This is a genomic window from Microvirga tunisiensis, from assembly GCF_009296175.1.
Taxonomy (GTDB): domain Bacteria; phylum Pseudomonadota; class Alphaproteobacteria; order Rhizobiales; family Beijerinckiaceae; genus Microvirga; species Microvirga tunisiensis.
Genome location: NZ_VOSK01000504.1, coordinates 1 through 3,514, shown reverse-complemented (window position 1 = coordinate 3,514; position 3,514 = coordinate 1). Strand labels below are relative to the sequence as shown.

3 protein-coding genes are annotated in these 3,514 nt (G+C 63.1%); all 3 read right to left on the bottom strand.

Features of this window, described 5'->3' with window-relative positions; translation table 11 throughout:
• Positions 1-174: 174 nt before the first annotated feature.
• The 3 genes from gmk to mltG all read right to left on the bottom strand — a co-directional run bounded on the left by gmk (position 175) and on the right by mltG (position 3,178).
• A complete protein-coding gene (gmk, locus tag FS320_RS40215) occupies positions 175-825 on the bottom strand; it encodes a guanylate kinase (RefSeq protein ID WP_162003561.1) in 651 nt (216 codons plus the stop codon).
• Between the two features lie 4 nt (positions 826-829).
• Positions 830-1,717 (bottom strand): YicC/YloC family endoribonuclease, encoded by an 888-nt coding sequence (locus tag FS320_RS40210; protein WP_152718054.1) that lies wholly within the window; start codon positions 1,715-1,717, stop codon positions 830-832.
• Between the two features lie 93 nt (positions 1,718-1,810).
• Positions 1,811-3,178: an endolytic transglycosylase MltG gene (gene mltG, locus FS320_RS40205; RefSeq protein ID WP_152718056.1), complete on the bottom strand. Its 1,368-nt coding sequence runs from the start codon at positions 3,176-3,178 to the stop codon at positions 1,811-1,813.
• Between the last annotated feature and the right edge of the window lie 336 nt (positions 3,179-3,514).

The window sequence follows — 3,514 nt, the reverse complement described above, 5'->3', positions numbered from 1 at the left end:
ATGCGTTTGCCCGGCAAATGCGGCTCCATCCGATCCCACTGGTGATCTTTCAACATCAGACGAACTCCGCTCACCCAAGCCTCCGCGCCCAAAAGGAGCTTGAATCAGATTTGCGAGTCCGTCGAAAGCCTGAATGTCAACGCGCTCTAAGAGGCACGCGGCCAACAGCGGGGCCTAGTCGATCTTTTCCGCCAGCAATCCCTCGACGAAGTCGGAGAGGCCGACGAGGCGCTCGCGCTTCTGGCGTTCGGCAGCCTGAATGGCCTTGAGGCTCTGGAATGAGCGGTCGAGGTCCTCATTGACGATCACATAATCGTACTCGACCCAGCGCTCCATCTCGACGCGAGCATTGGCGAGGCGTTTGGCGATAACCTCGGGCGCATCCTCGGCCCGACGCTCCAGGCGCGCCTTCAGCTCCTTGAAGCTGGGCGGCAGGACGAACACGGTCACCACATCGTCGGGCAGCTTCTGCCGCACCTGACGGGTGCCCTGGTAATCGATGTCGAAGATCATGTCCTGGCCGGCGGCAAGCGTCTTCTCCACGGGCTTGCGCGGAGTGCCGTAGAAATTGCCGTGCACCTCGGCCCATTCCAGGAGTTCGTCGCGATCGCGCAGCCCCTTGAACTCTTCCACGTCGATGAAGTGATAGTGACGGCCTTCGATCTCGGACGGGCGCTTGGGTCGCGTGGTGACGGAAACCGAGAGAACGCCGGCCTGCTCCTCCACGAGGCTGCGTGTGAGCGTGGTTTTCCCGGCGCCGGACGGCGAGGACAGGATGAGGATGAGGCCGCGACGGCCGACCGGACGCTTCACATCTTGGCTCACCGCATCACTCCACGTTCTGAACTTGCTCGCGGAATTGCTCGATCACGGCCTTCAATTCAAGCCCGATCCGCGACAGGGATACATCATTGGCCTTTGCACACAGGGTATTCGCCTCGCGGCCGAATTCCTGGGCCAGGAAGTCGAGACGCCGGCCGACCGATCCGCCCTCCTGCAGGAGGCTGCGGGCAGCGTCCACATGCGCGCGCAGCCGGTCGAGCTCTTCGCGGATATCGGCACGGGCCGCAATCAGCACCGCCTCCTGATGCAGGCGGGCCGGATCGAGATTGGCCTTGCCGTCGAGCAGCTCGGCAATCTGCGCTTCCAGACGGGTACGAATGGCATCAGGCTTACGGGCCGGTGCCGCTTCGGCTTCATCGACGAGGCGGGAGATGAGATCGAGCTGCTGTCCGAGAACGGCGGCGAGCGCCTGCCCTTCCTTCAGCCGTGCCGCCTTGAGAGACTCGATCAGCGTGCCGATCCCCGCTCTCAAAGCCGCCGCAAGTCCTTCGTCCTGCGACGGATCGGCGGCATCGTCGTCGAGCTCGACCACGCCGCGCACGGACAGCAGACCATCGAGCGAAGCCGGCTTCACATTGTTCGGGAGGGTCAGGTCGCTGATGGCCGAGAGCAGCGATTGCAGCACATCCTGGTTCACGCGCAGCTTGGGAGCGGCCGATGCTTTGCTGAGAGAGAGGTTGAGCTGGCCTTGGCCACGGGTCAGCGCCTTGAGGATCTGTCCTCGCGCCTCTTCGCCGATGGCATCGAGGCCGGAGGGCGTCCGGACGCGCACCTCGAGCCCGCGTCCGTTTACTGTCTTGAGCTCCCATGCCCATTGGTAGGAACCGGTGACGCCGGTCTCGCGGGCAAAGCCGGTCATGCTCGCAATGGACATGCGCTAACCTCAAACGGAATGAAAAATCGGCGCGACCATAATGCGCGCCGATCCAAGAGTCGATTACAAGGATCTAGAATTGCGCCCTGCAGCTTAAGGCTGCCGCAGAGCCGGAACGTTCTTCGGATTGTTCAGGTCGAAGGTCTTGTTCTTGAGCGGGTCCTTATCGGTCCCCTCGCTCGCATCGAAACCGCGTCCCGGCCGTCCTCCAGCGGCGGGCAGCGCACTGGCCGTCCCCCGCAATCCAGGCACCATGGGCGTTCCATTCTGGCCGCGGACATCCTCAGCATCGGGCACCACCCGGTCCACATCCGCGGCATCGGGAGCCGGGCGGCTCTTCTCGATCTGCCGCCAGCGGTTCACGTTGCGCTGATGCTGCTCATATGTCTCGGCGAAGGAATGGCCTCCCGAGCCATCGGCGACGAAGTAGAGATCCTTGGTGCGCGAGGGGTTGGCCACCGCCTCGAGCGCGGCTCGGCCCGGATTGGCGATGGGGCCTGGCGGCAGGCCCTCGACCACATAGGTGTTGTAAGGCGTTGCAGCCTCGATCTCGCTGCGCAGGATACCGCGCCCCAGGGTGCCCTTCCCGCCGACGAGCCCGTAAACGATGGTGGGATCGGACTGGAGCTTCATCCGCTTCATCAGGCGGTTGATGAAGACGCCTGCCACACGGGTACGCTCGTCCGCCCGGCCCGTCTCCTTCTCCACGATGGAGGCCAGGATCACGAGTTCCTGCGGCGACTTGATCGGCAGCTCGTTGGAACGGCGCTGCCAGATCTGCTCGATGGCCTGGCGTTGGGCCGTCTGCATGGTGCTGATGATCTGCTGACGGGTCGTGCCGCGCTCGAACTTGTAGGTATCGGGCAGGAGCGAGCCTTCACGCGGGGTGTCGGTCACATCGCCGGTGAGGATCTCATGCTCATAAAGGCGGGCAATGATCTGTTCGCTGGTCAGCCCCTCGGGAACCGTCACCGTATGCAGGATCGCCTTGCCCTGAATGAGGGTGTCGATGGCGTCCTCAATGCTGGTGCCGGCCTTGAACTGGAACTCGCCAGCCTTCAGCTGGCCACGCTGCCGGTTGATGTGGGCGTAGGCCTGGAACAGCAACGGCTGATTGATGACGCCTTCCTCCTTGAGGATGTTGGCGATTTCGCCCGTGCCGGTGTTGCGGGGGATTACCACGACCTTGTCGCTCTGCAGCGGCCCCTGGGCCGTCACCTCCTGCTGCAGCATGGAGAAGCCGAAAATGCCGGCAATCGCCAGGGCGACGAAAAGGGTCAGCAGGCCGCTCAGGAGCGACAGCATTCCCCTGCGGCGGCGGCGGAGCTTCGGCGGCGGCGGAGGCGCCATCGATGGTTTGATGGCCTCGTTCGGAGATCGGGGTGACAGACGGGGCTGCGCCGATCCGTGGTCGGATTCGTCTGCAGGAGGGAGAAGGATCTTTTTCTTTCGTCCGAACATCACGCCGCTTTTCTGATATCGGCCGGCGGTCCTACCGGTCCGCCGACACCCTAACAGGGATTATGGCGAAAAGCCGTAACGTGCCGTCGCCAATCGAAGCCTCGGACCCGAAAGTGGACTCCACTCTTGGGATCGATCCGATGCTCAATCCCTCAAGCGGCCCATCGCCCTGAGCGGAAAACCGGGGCCACTTTTCCGCGCGATGCGCTAGAGCGCGTTGACATTCATTTGGTCCAGATGAACGCGCTGACGAGGCAAAGGATTGACATAAACGCCCGTGGGGTCTGTTCGTAGCGCGTGGCGATGCGTCTGAAGTGCTTGATTTTCAGGAAGAAG